Consider the following 15,435-nt stretch of genomic DNA (forward strand, 5'->3'; position numbering starts at 1 on the left):
TCCTCTCCTGGTCGTGCGCGAACGCCCGGCAGATGCCGCCGGGCGTTCGAATGGCTGGATGGACATTCTCCGAACGAAGAAGTCAATCCTTGACGCGGAAGCGGAGATAGATCCGCTTCAGATCGTTCACGACGCCGCTCAGCGAGTAATCCTGCTTCGCCTTTGTCCAGGCCGTCCGTGACAGCTCATAGCGGAACGCCGGGTCCGTCATGACCCGATCCAGCGCCGCGGCGAGGGCCTCCGGCTCGTCGACGGGCACGAGCAGTCCGTTCACCCCGTCGGTGATCTGCTCGGCGATGCCGCCGACATTCGTTCCCACCAGGGCGAGCCCGCACAGCGCCGCCTCCGCGAACACCGAGCCGAACGCCTCCGCGCGGGATGGCAGCACGAAGATGTCCGAGAACGGCATGAACTCCTCCGGATGGAGCATATAACCATAAAATATCGTCTCGTCATAGATGCCCAGCTCCTGAGCGAGCCGCTCCAGATCCTCGCGGATCGGACCGTCGCCGATAATGTGGAGCACATAAGGACGGCCGCGCCGCTTCAGCTCGGCGCAAGCCCGTAGGAGCACGTCGAGCCCCTTCGCCGGGACAAGCCGGCATACGACAATGAGCTGGGGCACTTCATTCTCATGGGCAATCGGCCGGAACCGCTTCTCGTCGAAGCCGTTCGGCAGCACCTCGATCCGCTCCGGACGCGCGACGTAGGGCGCCAGGTCATGCCGGAACGAATTCGATACCGTCATCATCAGATCGACATGCGCTTCCAGTTCCCCGTACAGAGAGGTCAGGAAGCGGAACTCCGGTCCGTCCGGCTCGATTTTGCCGTTCAGAAGCAGCTCCCGCTCATAGCTGGAATGAACCGTCAGAATGACTGGCGTCTCGGGGAAGAGCCGCTTCATCACCCAGCCGGCAATCGGATGATGGGCATGGATGAGATCATAAGAGGAGGTGATTCGCCGTCTCGTCCACCATATGTAATCGCGGATCGTCTGAATATATTTGTCTACGATCGGAGAATCGCCGTATGCGGTCCAGTCGAAGGTCGCGAACGCGATCTCCTCCTGCCCTTTGCCCCGCAGCCGCTTGGGCAGCGAGAACAGCTCCATCTCCCATCGGGGGAGCTGGAACCGGTCTTGTATATATGGAACCATGGAGGACACGCCTCCCGGCTGTTCCGGCGGGAAAAACAACGCCTGCAATATTTTCATGCCAGCCTCCTTCATGTTGCTTTCGCTTTTCGATGTCTACCATTTATGATATATTAGAACATATGTTTCAGTAAAGACTACGCAGATGGAGCTATCGATTGCGATGAATCGGCTTTTTATCCCAGAGTTCTCCGGCAGCACCGCCGTCGCGGTGACGTCGGCGTGTATGATGTATATTTTATTCATTATGCTTTTGATGACCGTTCGCCTCTATTCCAGGCAGCGTTCCGGAGCCTATATTCTATTCATCGCGGCCCTGCTTCTCATCGCGTTCGAGCGGACGTTGGACCTTACCGATTATGAATGGTTTCCCGGATGGTTCGACCAGTATGGCATAGGAAGAACGGCTCTGCAAGCGTTTTCTTTTTTGCTGATGAATCTGGCGGTGCTGCGGCTGTACAAGCGCAGCAACCGGAGAATGCGGGTGTACGCGCTGGCCGCTCTGCTGCTGCTGGCGGGCGCCATCGCCCTATCCCTCATCCTGGCGGAGCAGTACGGAATGTCTGCCAAGCCGACATGGCCGCTCATAGTCTATCATATGACGTTCACCGTATTCTGCTATTTCTGGATTGGCCCGCGTGCGGGACAGCGGGTGAAATATGCGTTCACCCTGCTCGTCAATTTTTTGATGAACTTGTCGTCCGGCGTCAACTCGATCTATTTCAGCGGAATGAACACGCTCCTGTTCTACCTGGAGCACGCGCTTCCGCTCGTTTATTTCACGCTCATGTTCTTCATTCTGTTCGAGCGCGTGGTCGAGCATCTTCAGCGGACATACCGATCCTCGATTACCGACGGACTGACCCAGCTGTACAATCGCCGCTATCTCTTCAAGGCGATGCAGAGCTATGCCCAGAAGGATGCCGCCGTCTCGCTTATTTTCTGCGACATCGACAATTTCAAGAACTTGAACGATACGCAGGGGCATGACAAGGCGGATGATGAGCTGAAGCTGGTCTCCGCGATCATTCGGGAGGAAGTCGAGGAAGCCGGCATTCCAGGGCGCTTCGGAGGCGAGGAACTGGTGGCGCTGATTGTCGATCCCCATGCCCGCGTGGAGCAGCTGGCCGAGAATATCCGCCGGAGAGTGGAGTCGGAGACCAGCGTTACCGTCAGCGTCGGCCACAGCACGCTGCGCAGCGGGATGACTCCCGAGGAGCTGGTAAGAGAAGCGGATCAGGCGATGTACCACTCGAAGACGACAGGCAAGAATAGAGTGACCGATTACGAGACCATCGGCAGCCCCCGCCGGCGCAAGCGCGCTTCCGCGGGCGGCCGCTGAACAGAAGCGCCCCTGCCGGAACGGATTCCGGCAGGGGCGCTGTTCATCTCTCACTGCACATCGCGCTTCTGGAAGACGAAGAACGAGATGGCGAGCAGAATGGCAAAATATATCGCGTACATCATAAGGCTGAAGCCTAACGTCGCCCCTTCATATGGCAATTGGCCTTCTCCGAAATAAGGCCCCCAGTTCAAATGCGGGAACACCAGCCATTTATACCATACCTTCTCATGCAGCATCATCGCGACGGTTCCGGCGAGCATCTGGAAAATGATCGGCAGCGCGATGGATAATCCCAGACTCCGGGTCAGCACCGCAATCATGAATGCCAGCGTCAGTTGAAAGGCCGCATCCGAATAACCAAGGAAGAGCGCCACGACCGAATCCATCAAGGAAGCGTCCTCTGCGGACAGATTGAACAGCGCTGCGCCGACACCCAATCCAAGCAGTAAAATAATCATATAGGCCGCGAACAGCACGAGGAGCGCATTCACCCATTTCGAGGCCAGGACAAGCGCGCGGCTCGCCGGCCGGATTAACAGTTGCTTGATCGTGCCGTCCTTGAATTCGTCCGTAATCGTCTGCGCCGCGACGATAATGATGAAGATCGTGGTCAGCGGCCGGGCGATGAACACGAACGTATCGGCAAATCCCAAATAAGGCATGGCGCCGTCCTTGAACACGAAAAACCGGGTGACAACGCCGAGCAGCACCGCCATCAACGCGAGAAAAATATAATAATACGGAGCTTGCCGCTTGCTGTTCGTCTTCATCCATTCATTCTGGACGAGCGAGAAAAAGTAACTCATTCGATCCGGCCTCCTTTCGTCATCGTCAGGAAGGTATCTTCCAGCGTCGGCGCCGAGGTCCGGACCTCATAGATCGCGATGCCCGCATGGACCAGCTTCTCGACGACCTTCGGAATCTCGTTCCGCATCACGTTCACCGTTATGCCGGAACGCGCTTCGTCCCGGGCCGCTTGCCAGTCGGCCGCAGCGAGCGCCTGCAGCGCTTCCTCGGCCCGGTCCACCTCCAGATAGATCGTGGCCGGCCGCGCTTCCGCCACGTCCGCGGACGGATTCAGCTCCCGTTCCCCTACGAATTTGCCGTTCTGGATGATGACGACCCGATCGCACATCAATTCGATCTCCGAGAGAAGATGGCTCGATACGAGAATCGAGATTTTCTCCTCCCGCGCCAGGCGGCGCAAATAGTCGCGCAGCTGCCGGATGCCGGCCGGATCGAGCCCGTTCGTCGGCTCGTCCAAGATCAGAATCGAAGGATCGTGAAGCAGGGCCTGCGCGATGCCGAGCCGCTGCCGCATCCCCAGCGAGTAGTTCTTCACCTTTTTGTCTATCGCATTTTCGAGCTCGACGAGCCGCACGATTTCCTCGATCCGCTCCTCGCTGATCGATTTGCCGCTCAAGCGGGCGAAATGAAGCAGATTTTTTCGTCCGCTCATAAATTTGTACAGCTCCGGATTTTCGACGACCGCCCCGACATGGGTCATCGCTTTGGCCCGGTCGGTCCGAATGTCATGGCCCTCAATCCGGATTCGTCCCGAGGTCATGGACATCAGCCCGACGATCATGCGGATCGTTGTCGTCTTGCCTGCGCCGTTCGGACCGAGGAAGCCATAGACTTCCCCGCGCCGCACGCGGAACGACAAATTATCGATAATCGTTTTCCCCCGAATTTTCTTCGTCACGCCTTCCAATTCTACAACGGTATCATCGGTGGCTTGCATCGAATCTCACTCCTTCCAAAGTACAGCTGCTCATGTTGCTTCATCTCTCTGACTTACTTTACCGGATTCTTCCCTTCATTCCAACTGCGGAATCCACATTGCCGCGACTGGCGATCGGACAGGACATCTATTACGTACGCATCATCGGCCAACTCGTTTCGCTTGCGTCCAAATTCCTTCGGTCTGCAGGCCTGCTTTTTCGCTCGGCAGCCCGTTCGGAACGAACCATCCGGCGGGATGCTTTGCCGTATGCTTCAGGGGCTCTGTTCATGCGGCCTGGGAGAATACGCATCTATAATTGAATCATTCAATTGGATTATAGTAAAATTGTAACGGCTTTACGATCATGATCTGCACTGAGTATATCACGCGATAGGGGGAAGGCATGGATATCTTCGGATTCATTTATACCTTTCTGGCGGGAGTTTTATTTTTGACGGTCGGTATGATCGCTTCCTTCCCTCCTCCCCGATTGCCATGGTTTATCAGAATCATGATGTTATGTATTGGAATCGCCTTTGTTTTCTATTCCATAATGAGCATCCTTGACCTTATTTTCTTATTTTAAAAGTTTCCCGTGAACCTTGCAGGTTCTGCACCATGTCATGACCGTAGGCCGGATTCCGGCCCGCCGTTCAGGGCAAGATACATGAGAAAGCGCAGATTGCCGCTCGTTCTCTTCCCGGGAATCAGCGGCTTTTTTCTTGCCGGGATGACGAGGGCATGGCCCATTTTATCATACAAGGAGTTAATGCGATGTCACTATCACTGCCTGATGAATTGCCTCTGGCTTATCAAGAACAGATGAAGCGCCAATTCGAAGCGGACGGCGAGCCGTTCGCCCCCTTCCTCGACAGCTACAAAGAGCCCCGGACCTACGGCCTGCGCATTCAGCCCGGGAAGTGGAGCCGGCATGAGACGGCCCGCCGGAACGCGGCCGCCCTCTTCGGTCTGGAGCCCGTCCCTTGGTGTCCGGAAGGATATTACTATGAAGAATCGGCCCGGCCCGGGAAGCATCCCTACCATCATGCCGGATTGTATTACATTCAGGAGCCTTCCGCCATGTCTGCCGCCGAGCTCCTCGATCCGCAGCCGGGCGAGTTCGTGCTGGATCTGGCCGCGGCTCCGGGAGGGAAGGCGACGCAGATTGCCGGGAGGATGAGGGGCGAAGGACTGCTTATCGCCAACGAGATCCACCCGCAGCGAGCCAAAATACTGGCCGAAAATATGGAACGGATGGGCATCGTCAACTGCATCGTCACCCAGTCGGATCCGCATGCATTAGCCGAACGGTTCCCGTACAGCTTCGACCGCATTATGCTGGATGCGCCCTGCTCCGGCGAAGGGATGTTCCGCAAAGATCCGGAAGCGGTCAAGGAATGGTCACCCGAGCATGTGGAGGCATGCGCGCTCCGTCAGAGAGATATTATCCGGGCGGCTGTCCGGATGCTTCGGCCGGGAGGAAGCCTCGTCTATTCGACCTGCACCTTCAATCGTCAGGAAAACGAGAACATCATCGCTCATTGGCTGGAGGCGTATCCCGAATTCGAGCTGGTGCGCATGGAACGTCTGTGGCCGCACCGCCATCGGGGCGAAGGGCATTTCGTCGCGCTGTTGAAGAAATCCCTCTCCGCGCCAGGCGCGGCGGACGGAACGGCCTGTGCGCCATCCGGCCGGCGCGGCGGGCGCAAGGGCACAGGCTCTGCCGGAGCGAATGCGGCGGCGGCCGCGTTCCGGCAGTACGCCGAATGGGCCCGCGAGCATCTGCCCGGCCTGGAGCTTCCGCCAGGGAGGCCGCTGCTGTTCGGGGACGAGCTGTACTACGTTCCCGATGCTCATCCTGCGGCGCGGGCGCTGCTGGATGACGCTTCCGTATTCGCCGGGTTGCGCCTGCCCCGTCCCGGGCTTCATCTCGCCCATATGCGCAAGAACCGCATCGAACCGGCCCATGCGCTCGCGATGGCCTGCGCCGCCGCGGACCAGGCCGCGCTCTGCTGCGACATGGCGGCGGACGATCCGCGCATTGCCGCTTATCTGCGCGGCGAACCGATCGCGCTGAACCCGGAACTTGGCGCCGCCAAGGGCTGGACCCTCGTCGCCGTCGACGGCCTGCCGATCGGCTGGGGCAAAGCGTCCGACGGCATGATCAAAAACCATCTTCCCAAAGGCCTCCGCGCGCTCAGTTAAGCAAGAGGTTGTCCATCTCCCGCTCAACACAAAAAAACCGCTGACCTTGCAGCTTCAAATGCCCCTTGGGAGCTTTGCCTCTGCAAGGTTAACGGTTACCCCTGTCCGTTGGACGCGCAATCCACGATCAATTCGTCAATCATCTCGTTATGGAACATCATCGTCAGATGGAGCGACTGCACCTGCTTATCCTTCGCCAATTGACAGGCGAGCTCCTGGCCGATGCAGGCCCGATCGGCTCCCGTTCCCGGCACCCGAAAATCGATATACCCGGACATTGCCGGCCCGTCGGTGCTGATGGTCGCCTCTCCGACCGGCAGAGAGCCGTTATGATCGCGGTAAATATCATAGAGCAGCGCGCTGCCGTCATCCCGCGCCAAAATCACGTGAATCCGATCGCCCGCTCCTTCTGTCATGTCTTCCTCGTCCGGAGCAAGCTCCAGCCCGTCTTCCGGGCCGATGCCGAGCGGCCCTGCTTGCGGCCCTGGCGCCTCTGCCCGATATTCCGCAGCATCATCATTCGTGACGATGCGCTGCACTTGTCCCGTCACGAACACGACCTCCAGATCGGCGACGCCCAGCGCATCCGCCGTATGCCGGACATAGCGCTCGACCTGTTCCTCGATAGCGGTCCGGTGCCGCTCCTGCACATCGGTTCCGTCCATGACGAAGATTCCTTGAAGCCGTTCCCGCTCCCGGTATAGCCAGATGAACTCCCCTGCGTAGGCTCCGTTGAACAGCACGTCCTGCGATTCCCCGCTTGCCGTCCGGAAGTCAGGGCGAAATTGAATCATCTGCGTGTCCTCCCTTACCATTTCCGGTATATCCGGTATACTATAAGGTTGCCCGTTCCTTGCCGTTACAATCCCCCAGAAGGCTCAGGATATCCGTCCAATCGAAGCCGGATTCCCTTGCATATTCTGTGGATGTCGGAACAAGGGGAGGACACCGCCCCGTTGGCGCATCCATCGCTCTGTTCCGCTTCATATCGAACAAGGGAGGAATGTTTCCATGGGTGCAGGATTTGGGCATTTCACATCGACAGGCGTCATTCTCGTATTGTTCATTTTGCTGGTCATCGTATCGAAAGCGTTCATCTACTAACAGAAACAGCAGGAACAAGCAAGGCGGGGATGCCCCCGCCTATTCCGCGTTAGCCCGTCCATCGCAGAAGCCTAACGCGCTCCCGCTTCCAGACAGTGCTTGACTAGCGCATCATGCACGCCTTCTTCATTGTTCGACTTCGTGACTTCCTGTGCGGCCGCTTTCACCTCAATCGGCGCATTATCCATTGCGATGCCCATGCCCGCAAATTGAATCATCGACAGATCGTTATAGTAATTGCCGATGGCGAGCACCTGCTCCGGGGCAATGCCGCGAAGCTCCGCCAGCTTCGCCAGCGCGCTGCCCTTGGTCGCATCCTGGTGCATAATATCAATGAAATAATCACCGGAGCGGATATAATGCAATTGATGATCCCACAGGCCCAATTCCGCCTCCACCCGATCCATCTCTTCTTTTTGCCCGCTTATCGTCATTTTGACCGGCGCGTCATCCAGCGCGTCCCAGCTTGGAAGCTGCTTCGGCTCGATAAGGAACTGCGCGTAGAGATCCAGCATCTCCGGCATCATCCCCTCCCGGTCATCCACGTACAGATCGAACACCGTATTGATATTGAAATGAACGCCTTGCTCGCGGCAATATTGAATATACGGCTCCAGATCCTGCGGCGGAATATCGAACCGGTGCAGAACGCGCCGGCCCTTCGATGCGACGGTCGCCGCTCCGTTATGCGTAATGACAACCCCTTCCAGCCCCAGCTCGTCCAAATAAGGCAGCGTGCTCTGCGGGGCGCGTCCGGTGCAGAGCACAATCTCCGCACCTTGCTCCGCTACGCTGCGTATCGTAGCGGCCGTTCGCCCCGTAATCGCGTGATCGTCATTCAACAGCGTCCCGTCCATATCCAAGGCAATCATTCGGTAATTCATAGGTCTTCTCTCTCCCCTTCTGTCGGTTCTATCCCTCATTGTGTCCCGAGCGCAGCCGTTCTATCTCTTCCGGGCTGCATTCGCGCCATTGTCCGGGCTTCAGCTGCGGGTCCAGCTCCAGCGTTCCCATCGAGAGACGCTTCAAATAGACGACCTTCTTGCCGACCGCGGCGAACATCCGCTTCACCTGATGGAATTTCCCCTCCGTTATCGTCAGCTCGATATCCGACAGGACGTTCCCTTCCCCATCCGTTCGGTGACCGAGTATGTTCAACCGCGCCGGAGCCGTTACATAACCGTCATCCAGCGTTACGCCCGCGGCGAAGCTGGCGCCGTCTTCGGCGGTCACTTCGCCTGCCACATGAGCGAAGTAGGTCTTCGGGACATGCTTCTTCGGAGACAGCAGCTGATGGGCCAATTGCCCGTCGTTGCTGATCAGAAGCAATCCTTCCGTATCTTTATCCAGCCTGCCCACCGGGAACGGCTCGAAATGCCGCAGCGCTGCCGGGAGCAGATCAAGCACCGTCCGCTCGCGCGTATCCTCCGTCGCCGAGATAACGCCCTGAGGCTTGTTCATCATCACGTAAATATATTCGCGGTACAGCACGATCTCATCGTCCAGCCGGACGACATCCTGTTCCGGATCGACCTGATGGCCGCTATCCTTCACGCTCTTGCCGTTGACGGATATCCGCCCCGCCTTGGCCCATTTTCTGATATCCGACCGGGAACCCCGGCCCATATGCGCGAGCAGCTTGTCGATCCGCATCATTTTGCCCATGACGACAGGGTCACCTCCTCTGCCTGTAACCGTTCTTGTCCCTGCGGATCGCATGGCCCTAATGCAGAACATGTCCTTCTCAGCATACCATGTTGTTGTGCGTTTTGGAAAAGAAACCAGTGAAGGGTTGCTTCCCCCTCTTCTCGTCTATCGGCAAACAGACTTACATTATTGTCATGTATGCCCGCAACGGGGAAACTTTATTGTACAATAACCGTATGAAAACATTGTTTTCACAATCATCCGGGACTACAGACAATGAGAGAGAGGAGGAGACGGATGTTACGTGTTGAAAATCTGTCGCACGCTTTCAAAAACGGGCCGGAGACGACCCAGGTGCTGCACTCGGTATCGTTCAGTGTGCAGCGCGGAGAGATGGTCGCCCTGCTTGGGAGCTCCGGCTCCGGCAAATCAACCCTGTTGAATCTGATGGCAGGACTGATGAAGCCGACGGAAGGCAGCATATATATCGCCGATCAGAACATCGTCACGATGAACGAGAACCAGTTGGCCGAATTTCGGCGCGGACACATCGGATTTATTTTTCAGGCGTATGAGCTGATCGCGAATCTCACCGTGCGGGAGAACGTCGAGCTGCCGCTCATATTTCAGGGCGTCGCCCCTTCGGAGCGGAAGGCCAAGGCGATGCGCCTGTTAGAACAGGTCGGCATTCCCGACAAGTCAGAGTTGTTCACGTCCCAGCTCTCGGGCGGACAGCAGCAGCGGGTCAGTATCGCCCGTTCGCTTATCACGGATCCGTCCGTTATTTTTGCCGACGAGCCGACGGGGAATCTCGATACACGGACCGAGGAGGAGATTATTGCGATTTTGAAGCAGTTGAACAAGACGATGGATACGACATTCATCATTGTCACCCACGAGCATGAAGTGGCTGAACATACGAAGCGCATTCTTACGTTAAGAGATGGCCATCTGCACGATGACAGCCCCGCTCCGAAGCAAGCTCAGGAAGAAGCGGTCCTGTCCGGAGGTGAGACCCATTGAGAATCGCTGATTATATCCGGCTGTCCTGGGATCAGTTGAAGCGGCGCAAGGTGGTCACCGGATTGTGCGCCATCGGCATCTCGATCGGCTGCGCTTCTATCGTCGTCGCGATGAGCGTCGGGGAATCGGCCCAGGTGTTCGCGGAGAAGCAATTGAATTCTTTTCTGAAAATGGACGAGATTACCGTCACTCCGAATAAGGGCGTCTCGGACCCGAGCGCGCAGAACGCAGGCAAAAGCGATAACAGTGAAGCCGAGGAACGCGGGCAGATTACCGAGCAGAAGCTGGAGGTCATCCGCAATATTCCGCACGTCAAGGCGGTAGCCGCTTTTCAGCAGCTCGGCTATATGCAGATGGAGACAGCCGACGAGCGCAAGTCCGGCCTGGAGATTATCGGCACCGACCTGAATGCGCTGACCGACTTCGGCCATGAATTCATGCAGGGCTCGGCTTCCGATTTGACGGGGACCGTCATTCTGAATTACGGGGCCACCCTCGGACTCGTCGACGAGGAGACGATGGACAAGCTGATGAAGCAGTTGAACGAGAACCCGTACGACGATGCATTAATGCAGCAATACCGCAATCTGAGCCGTACGCCGAGCTCGCTCTATCAGCGCCAGATCCGGCTGATCCCGTTCGGTGCGGAGGACGGCAAGCAGCCGCAGGCCAGTTCCCCGCTTCGCGTGGCCGCCGTGCTCAAGAAGCCGGCCGGCAGCACGGATGATATGGTCATGTACGACAAGAAGGCGTATGTCTCGCTGGAGACCGCCGAATTACTGCAGCAAGAGCTGAAGATCGAAGGGGATTCCGTTCCCAAGCCAGGTACATACAATTCGCTAGTCGTCAAGATCGACGATCAGAAGCATGTGGAACAGGTCGAAAAGCAAATCAAAAAGCTCGTCCTGAACACGAGCACCAACCTTCACCAGATAGATCGTCTGAAGGAGCAGTTCGCGATCGTGCGCACGATCGCCCTTGGCATCGGCTTGTTCGTCTTGTTCATCGCTTCCATCTCCATCGTCGTCGCGATGACGATGTCAACGTATCAGCGCCGCCGGCAAATCGGAATTATGAAGGTGCTGGGCGCCAACTTGAAGCAGATCCGCAATATGTTCATCATCGAAGCGGCGCTGCTTGGCCTGGTAGGCGGTCTGGTCGGCATTATGCTGTCCTATTGGATCGTCTGGGCGATCAACGGGGCGGCCGCAGGGGCCATGTCAGACGGCAGCGGGGATCCGATTATTTTCATTTCGTCCAACTTTATTCCGATCGGCATCGCCTTCGCTATTATGACCGGGGTCATATCGGGCCTCTATCCTGCGATAAGCGCGTCGCGCACCGATGCGCTGACGGCCATCAAGCGCGATTGATCGCAGTCGCGCCACAACTATAGACTAAGGAGGTCCGCTCACCGGAATGAAGAAAAAAATAAAATGGGCAATCATTATCCTGGTACTCGCGGGAATCAGTTACGGACTCTATTCATTCGGCAATCCTCCCGCCCCGGAGACGGCGATGGAGAACAATGACGCCATCACCTTCCCCGTGACGAGAGAAACACTGGTGAACAGCATTGAAGTCAAAGGGAAGTCAGGCTATGAGCAGGAGACGTTCGTGCACGCTCCGTTCGGCGCGGAAGTAAGACAGTGGAACGTGAAGGAAGGCCAGCAGATTAAAAAGGGAGACGTCCTGTTCCAGCTCGACTCGACGGCCCTGGAGAATGAAATCGCGCAGACGCAAGCGACAATCAAGAAGCAGCGCCTGGAAATGAGACTGACGGAAGTCCAGAGCGCGCTCGGACAGGAGGATCAAGCGCTTGGCGTAACGGAGGCGGACCGCAAAAAAGTATTCGTGCAGCGGGAAGCCCAGAAGCTTCAAGAGGAATTAAGCGAAGTCACCCTGGATATCCAGGAACGGGACATTGCGGACAAGCAGAAGAAGCTGAACGAAGCCCACTACCGGGCGCCGGCATCCGGCATTTTCCTGTTCGAGGATCCGAAGAAGATTCCTTCCCAGGTGAACAGCAATGACCGCCTCGGCAAGATCGTCGATCTGAACAAGCTCCAGCTCGTCTCGCTTGTCGGAGAGCAGGATGTATTCCGCATCGCGGAAGGCATGCCGGTCGAAGTGAAGATCAACGCCCTGAAGCAGGTTAAGCTGACCGGAAAAGTCATCAAAGTATCCAAATTCGCCAAGGCGGGCACCGATGAGAAGAATACGAATCAGCCCGCTCAATTCGAGGTCATCATCGGGCTGGAGCCGAATAAGCAGCTCATCGCCGGACTAAGCCTCACCGGCCAGATCGAGACCGAGCGCAAGGATGACGCTATCGTCGTTCCAACCGTGGCCGTGCTGCGCGAGAAGGACCAGTATTATGTCTTCCTTGACAAGGGCAACGGACAAATCGAACGGAGAGATATCAAGATCGGAATGGAGACTCCGGAAAAAACGGAAGTGCTGGAAGGCTTGAAGGAAGGCGATCAGGTCGTCCTGCAATAGCAACCAGCCAGAGCAAGAGCCCCCGGCATGAAGCAATCATCATGCCGGGGGCTCTTCGCTTTCTGCCGGAGCCTGTCACGCCTTCGGGGTCCGCACATCCTTCAGCCGGTAAGACAGCGTGACGAAGACATAATCGTCCTCCTCCGTCTGATCGGCGTAAGGTCCCAGATCTTCTTGTTCATCGGGCTCGACCGTATCGGAGCCATTCTCTGCGGCTACCGATCCCCGGATCAACGCCATTTTTTGCTCCCATTCCTTCGGAGTCATGCTGCGGTACGCGATATTCGCCTCGGCCAGCATCTTCTCGCCGTGGCGAACCAAGTGAATCTGCTCTTCGATGATGCCGATGCCTTCCTGGAACACCCTTGACAGTTCCTGCAAAATATAGGCGGAATTCTCCGCCGCCAGCTCGCGATCGAACGTATAACTGCGTTGCATCAGATTCGTCTGATAATACTTCTCGATCAGATTGCCATGCTGCTTCGTCTCCACCAATTGCAGCAGATCCAGCTCCTCCAGCTTTTTGACGTGATAGTATAAGCGGGAAGGCTTCTCGTTGAGGCGTTCCGCCAACTGCTTGACCGTTACCGGCTCTTCCCGCGCCAATCGCAGTATTTGGGTTCTTCTCGAGTCAAGAAGGGCCTTCGCCAGCTCGAGATCTGAAATAATACGGTGATTCTTCAATCCATGGCCTCCTTAACCGCTAAGAAGGCATAACCGCTTGCGCGTCTCCTTCCGGCGGGGTCATCGTGCCTGCTGTATTCCTTTTTAAGGCTCGACTATATTTTAACAGAGGGAAAACGATAGAGACAATAACAAGCAGCCCCCCTGCCACCGCCGTGGCCTCCAGCACCCCGAACCAGACCGCGAACACGCCGCCCAGGCCAATCCCGATCACGGTGCCCGTCTCGGCGACGGTTCCGAATACCGCCGACCCCCTGCCCCTTATCTCATCCGGCATCAGAGTCAGGAACAAGCTGCTGAGCGGAACGTTCGTGCAAGAGATAGTGAACCCGGTCAAGAGTGCCCATACGTAGATGCTGATGACGCTCGTATTGGCGTATATCGGCGCCAGCGGCAGAATGAAGATGCAAGCGGCTCCAATGCCCGCTATCCCGGTCAGCAGCAGCGCACTCGGTTGAATGCGGCGCAGCAGGTGAGGCGCCGCTATCGCGCCGATGATGCTTCCGGCGCCAATAACGCTGGAGACGAAGCCGAAATGCTCCGCCGGAATGCGGAACGTCTGGAGCAGCGCCGCATTGAGGTTCGAATTGATGACCCCGACGACCAGCATCACCGGAACGACCAGCATAAGCAGGGCGAACAGGCCTTCATGCCGGTACATTTGGACCAGCCCTTCTTTGAACGACGCCATATACGACATCTTCTTTTCTTTCTCTTGCGGTATTTCCCTTGCTTCATGCTCTTCGGTTGCCGTCTTGGCGCCCTTCGCTTGCGCACCGCTCAGTTTCAATGGCTCCACTCCGCGCAGCGAGAAGACGAAGACGGCGGACAGAAGAAAAGTAATGGCGTTGAAGGTGAACAGCCAGCCGAAATGACCGAGTGGAATGAGCAGTCCGGCCAGCGCGGGACCTACCAGCCTCATGGACATAAATGTCGCCTGCGACAGGGATACTGCGGAGCTAATCTGCTCCTTGCCGACAAGGCGCGGTATAAGGGCGGAGCGCGCCGGCTCGAAAAAGACGGTGCCGATGCCCTGCAGCCAGATCAGCGCATAAATGAACGGCAGGCTGTCTTGCGCCAGGATGAACGCCAGCACGATACCCGCGCGGTAGATATCGGAAACGGCCATCAGCAGCGGACGGTTGATCCGATCGACGAGCGGCCCGACGAATGCCCCGAACAGCATCTGAGGCAGCACCTGAGACAACACGACCATGCTCAGCGCCAGCGGACTGTCCGACAAGTGAGCGACCAGGAAAATAACGACCAGGCGGGTAATTCCGTCGCCAAACTCGGAGATGAGCTGGGCCCACCATAATCGCCGGTAGGAAGAATTGCTGAAGAGCAGTTTCATAAGGACATCCTCCAAAATTGTTTTATCGTTAAAAACTATTTTAGTGATAAAAAATGTTTTGTAAATAGTCTTTTAAATATTCGTTAAAAATATTTTTAACGGTAAAATCGGATTCTTCTCCGGATATTCGCTTTGCTCTAGCTTCCTCCCCTTTCCTTTTGCCTGCATGCCAGTCGCAACCATTTGCGGAAACGCCAAATAGGGCTGTCTCCCGTTGAGACAACCCTTTACTCGGGAACATTCGATTGTCAGTCAAGTAAACTTCCCATTATAAACACAAACCCTAAAAATACGAAAAAGAGAATGCCCCCAGCAAACTAACAACAGGCGGGAAAGACGGCGGCGGGACAAGCAGCGGAAGATGGTTGAGGCAGTGAATCCTGCAGTTGTGCAGGAATTTACGCTATTTCTGCCGCTAACTGATGAAATTGCTGCATAAGTACATCCTTTTCGCCGATTTTTCCTTTCAACCCATTGGGCATGGCAGCAAATTCTGCAGTTTTCAGGCTGTTGGAAAACCCCTGTTTTTTACGAAGGGGTGGAGATGTCCATTTACCTAATCAAAACTTGGCACTCAAAGCGTTTTAAGTCGATTTTTTCTACTGAGAGACGAGATCCACCATATAAAAAATGAAGTGGAGAAAATTGCCACAGACTTCTCAACGGCCTGATTTTAAGGGAATCCAAAAGGC

15 protein-coding genes are annotated in these 15,435 nt (G+C 56.4%); 6 read left to right on the plus strand and 9 right to left on the minus strand.

Features of this window, described 5'->3' with window-relative positions; all coding sequences use genetic code 11:
* Positions 1-82 precede the first annotated feature (82 nt).
* Positions 83-1,213 (minus strand): glycosyltransferase family 4 protein, encoded by a 1,131-nt coding sequence (locus NNL35_RS23890; protein ID WP_006678948.1) that lies wholly within the window; start codon positions 1,211-1,213, stop codon positions 83-85.
* A 103-nt stretch (positions 1,214-1,316) separates the two neighbouring features.
* Between NNL35_RS23890 and NNL35_RS23895 the strand changes: the two genes are divergently transcribed.
* Positions 1,317-2,495 (plus strand): GGDEF domain-containing protein, encoded by a 1,179-nt coding sequence (locus NNL35_RS23895; RefSeq protein ID WP_100226431.1) that lies wholly within the window; start codon positions 1,317-1,319, stop codon positions 2,493-2,495.
* 50 nt (positions 2,496-2,545) lie between these two features.
* Here the strand turns inward: NNL35_RS23895 and NNL35_RS23900 are convergent, their stop codons facing one another.
* Both NNL35_RS23900 and NNL35_RS23905 read right to left on the minus strand, forming a co-directional pair.
* Positions 2,546-3,304 carry an ABC transporter permease gene (locus NNL35_RS23900; protein WP_006678950.1) on the minus strand — a complete coding sequence of 253 codons (759 nt, stop codon included), beginning with the start codon at positions 3,302-3,304 and terminating at the stop codon, positions 2,546-2,548.
* Positions 3,301-4,242 carry an ABC transporter ATP-binding protein gene (locus NNL35_RS23905; RefSeq protein ID WP_006678951.1) on the minus strand — a complete coding sequence of 314 codons (942 nt, stop codon included), beginning with the start codon at positions 4,240-4,242 and terminating at the stop codon, positions 3,301-3,303. The genes NNL35_RS23900 and NNL35_RS23905 overlap by 4 nt, the downstream gene beginning before the upstream one ends.
* Before the next feature lie 756 nt (positions 4,243-4,998).
* Between NNL35_RS23905 and NNL35_RS23910 the strand changes: the two genes are divergently transcribed.
* Entirely contained in the window at positions 4,999-6,429 is a 1,431-nt protein-coding gene (locus tag NNL35_RS23910) for an RsmB/NOP family class I SAM-dependent RNA methyltransferase (protein WP_006678953.1), read from the plus strand.
* Positions 6,430-6,524: 95 nt separating this feature from the next.
* Here NNL35_RS23910 and NNL35_RS23915 read toward each other — a convergent pair whose 3' ends face one another.
* Positions 6,525-7,223 (minus strand): hypothetical protein, encoded by a 699-nt coding sequence (locus NNL35_RS23915; protein ID WP_006678954.1) that lies wholly within the window; start codon positions 7,221-7,223, stop codon positions 6,525-6,527.
* A gap of 217 nt (positions 7,224-7,440) precedes the next feature.
* On the opposite strand from NNL35_RS23915, the gene NNL35_RS23920 reads away from it, so the two are divergent.
* Positions 7,441-7,533, plus strand: a complete 93-nt coding sequence (locus NNL35_RS23920) for a YjcZ family sporulation protein (RefSeq protein WP_220084753.1) — start codon at positions 7,441-7,443, stop codon at positions 7,531-7,533.
* Positions 7,534-7,604: 71 nt separating this feature from the next.
* Here the strand turns inward: NNL35_RS23920 and NNL35_RS23925 are convergent, their stop codons facing one another.
* Complete coding sequence (locus NNL35_RS23925) at positions 7,605-8,417, minus strand: Cof-type HAD-IIB family hydrolase (RefSeq protein ID WP_006678955.1); 813 nt, start codon at positions 8,415-8,417, stop codon at positions 7,605-7,607.
* Between the two features lie 28 nt (positions 8,418-8,445).
* Positions 8,446-9,198, minus strand: coding sequence for a pseudouridine synthase (locus NNL35_RS23930; protein ID WP_006678956.1), 753 nt, complete (start codon positions 9,196-9,198; stop codon positions 8,446-8,448).
* A gap of 279 nt (positions 9,199-9,477) precedes the next feature.
* Between NNL35_RS23930 and NNL35_RS23935 the strand changes: the two genes are divergently transcribed.
* The 3 genes from NNL35_RS23935 to NNL35_RS23945 are packed head-to-tail and all read left to right on the plus strand — an operon-like array spanning position 9,478 to position 12,705.
* Positions 9,478-10,203 (plus strand): ABC transporter ATP-binding protein, encoded by a 726-nt coding sequence (locus NNL35_RS23935; protein WP_006678957.1) that lies wholly within the window; start codon positions 9,478-9,480, stop codon positions 10,201-10,203.
* Positions 10,200-11,576, plus strand: a complete 1,377-nt coding sequence (locus tag NNL35_RS23940) for an ABC transporter permease (protein ID WP_006678958.1) — start codon at positions 10,200-10,202, stop codon at positions 11,574-11,576. Before NNL35_RS23935 ends, NNL35_RS23940 begins: the two co-directional genes overlap by 4 nt.
* A 46-nt stretch (positions 11,577-11,622) precedes the next feature.
* Positions 11,623-12,705, plus strand: a complete 1,083-nt coding sequence (locus NNL35_RS23945; RefSeq protein WP_006678959.1) for an efflux RND transporter periplasmic adaptor subunit — start codon at positions 11,623-11,625, stop codon at positions 12,703-12,705.
* Positions 12,706-12,780: 75 nt separating this feature from the next.
* Here the strand turns inward: NNL35_RS23945 and NNL35_RS23950 are convergent, their stop codons facing one another.
* Genes NNL35_RS23950 through NNL35_RS23960 form a run of 3 tightly spaced genes read right to left on the minus strand, consistent with a single transcriptional unit; the run spans position 12,781 to position 14,999 of the window.
* Positions 12,781-13,389, minus strand: a complete 609-nt coding sequence (locus NNL35_RS23950) for an ArsR/SmtB family transcription factor (RefSeq protein ID WP_006678960.1) — start codon at positions 13,387-13,389, stop codon at positions 12,781-12,783.
* Positions 13,390-13,408: 19 nt separating this feature from the next.
* Positions 13,409-14,743: an MFS transporter gene (locus tag NNL35_RS23955; protein WP_006678961.1), complete on the minus strand. Its 1,335-nt coding sequence runs from the start codon at positions 14,741-14,743 to the stop codon at positions 13,409-13,411.
* Positions 14,744-14,783: 40 nt separating this feature from the next.
* Positions 14,784-14,999: a hypothetical protein gene (locus NNL35_RS23960; RefSeq protein WP_138985667.1), complete on the minus strand. Its 216-nt coding sequence runs from the start codon at positions 14,997-14,999 to the stop codon at positions 14,784-14,786.
* Positions 15,000-15,435 lie beyond the last annotated feature (436 nt).

Origin of the sequence: Paenibacillus dendritiformis, assembly GCF_945605565.1 — a bacterium.
Classification (GTDB): Bacteria; Bacillota; Bacilli; order Paenibacillales; family Paenibacillaceae; genus Paenibacillus_B; species Paenibacillus_B dendritiformis_A.

Excerpts from the sequence above, each read along its gene's own strand:
- NNL35_RS23935 (WP_006678957.1), top strand. The coding sequence starts at position 9,478 with ATGTTACGTGTTGAAAATCTGTCGCACGCTTTCAAAAACGGGCCGGAG.
- NNL35_RS23895 (WP_100226431.1), top strand. The coding sequence starts at position 1,317 with ATGAATCGGCTTTTTATCCCAGAGTTCTCCGGCAGCACCGCCGTCGCG.
- NNL35_RS23925 (WP_006678955.1), bottom strand. The coding sequence starts at position 8,417 with ATGAATTACCGAATGATTGCCTTGGATATGGACGGGACGCTGTTGAAT.
- NNL35_RS23915 (WP_006678954.1), bottom strand. The coding sequence starts at position 7,223 with ATGATTCAATTTCGCCCTGACTTCCGGACGGCAAGCGGGGAATCGCAG.
- NNL35_RS23920 (WP_220084753.1), top strand. The coding sequence starts at position 7,441 with ATGGGTGCAGGATTTGGGCATTTCACATCGACAGGCGTCATTCTCGTA.
- NNL35_RS23900 (WP_006678950.1), bottom strand. The coding sequence starts at position 3,304 with ATGAGTTACTTTTTCTCGCTCGTCCAGAATGAATGGATGAAGACGAAC.
- NNL35_RS23890 (WP_006678948.1), bottom strand. The coding sequence starts at position 1,213 with ATGAAAATATTGCAGGCGTTGTTTTTCCCGCCGGAACAGCCGGGAGGC.
- NNL35_RS23930 (WP_006678956.1), bottom strand. The coding sequence starts at position 9,198 with ATGGGCAAAATGATGCGGATCGACAAGCTGCTCGCGCATATGGGCCGG.
- NNL35_RS23905 (WP_006678951.1), bottom strand. The coding sequence starts at position 4,242 with ATGCAAGCCACCGATGATACCGTTGTAGAATTGGAAGGCGTGACGAAG.
- NNL35_RS23945 (WP_006678959.1), top strand. The coding sequence starts at position 11,623 with ATGAAGAAAAAAATAAAATGGGCAATCATTATCCTGGTACTCGCGGGA.
- NNL35_RS23910 (WP_006678953.1), top strand. The coding sequence starts at position 4,999 with ATGTCACTATCACTGCCTGATGAATTGCCTCTGGCTTATCAAGAACAG.
- NNL35_RS23955 (WP_006678961.1), bottom strand. The coding sequence starts at position 14,743 with ATGAAACTGCTCTTCAGCAATTCTTCCTACCGGCGATTATGGTGGGCC.